Here is a 1107-nt window from a genome sequence, read left to right on the forward strand (position 1 = left end):
TGGTCTGCCCCCTGAAAAGTGGTCCTCCCTGAAGTAGGCTATTGAGCCGTAGGAGGACGTTGGAATGCCCCAGAAGAAGCACAAACCCGAAGAGATCGTGGCGAAGCTGCGCCAAGTCGATGTTCTGTTGTCGCAAGGTCGTTCTGTCGGAGAAGCGGTTCGCTCGATCGGCGTGACGCAGTTTACATACTATCGGTGGCGCAAGGAGTTCGGCGGCCTGAAGGGTGACCAGGTAAAGCGCCTAAAAGAGCTTGAGAAAGAGAATGACCGGCTGCGCAAGGCGGTGTCGGACCTGACACTCGAGAAGCTGATCCTGAAAGAGGCTGCCTCGGGAAACTTCTGAGCCCCGCTCGCCGTCGCCGTTGCGTCGATCATGTCATGGCGAAGTTCTCCGTGTCGGAGCGCTTTGCCTGCAAGGTTCTCGGCCAACACCGCTCGACCCAGCGCAAGAAGCCGCAAGGCCGGCCCGATGAAGAGGCGTTGACCTCCGACATCATCCGGCTCGCTTCCCGCTATGGCCGTTATGGCTATCGCAGGATCACGGCGATGCTGCGGTCTGAAGGCTGGACGGTGAACGCCAAGCGTGTCGAACGGATCTGGCGGCGGGAGGGGCTGAAGGTTCCCCAGAAGCAACCGAAGAAGGGGCGGCTCTGGCTGAATGACGGATCGTGCATCCGGCTTTGGCCGGAGTACCCCAACCATGTCTGGTCCTATGACTTCGTCGAGGGCCGGACCCACGATGGCAGAAAGTTCCGCATGCTCAACATCATCGACGAGTTCACCCGGGAGTGCATGGCGATCCGCATCGCTCGCAAGCTCAACTCAACCGACGTCATCGACGCCCTGTCGGACCTGTTCATCCTGCGCGGTGTGCCCGGCCATGTTCGTTCCGACAACGGCCCGGAGTTCATCGCCAAAGCGGTGCGGGAGTGGATTGTCGCCGTCGGTGCGAAGACTGCGTTCATCGAGCCGGGCAGCCCGTGGGAGAACGGCTACTGCGAGAGCTTCAACTCGAAGCTGCGCGACGAACTGCTCAACGGTGAGATCTTCTATAGCCTCGCCGAGGCAAAGGTCATCATCGAGGCATGGAGACGCTACTACAACACC

The 1107-nt window shown here is 60.3% G+C and carries 1 pseudogene; it reads left to right on the top strand.

The window, feature by feature from the left end:
• Window positions 1-64 precede the first annotated feature (64 nt).
• Window positions 65-1107 (top strand): annotated as a pseudogene (locus tag ACSHSS_RS30220) (IS3 family transposase); the annotation flags it as partial.

This window comes from Burkholderia sp. BC1, from assembly GCF_052683555.1.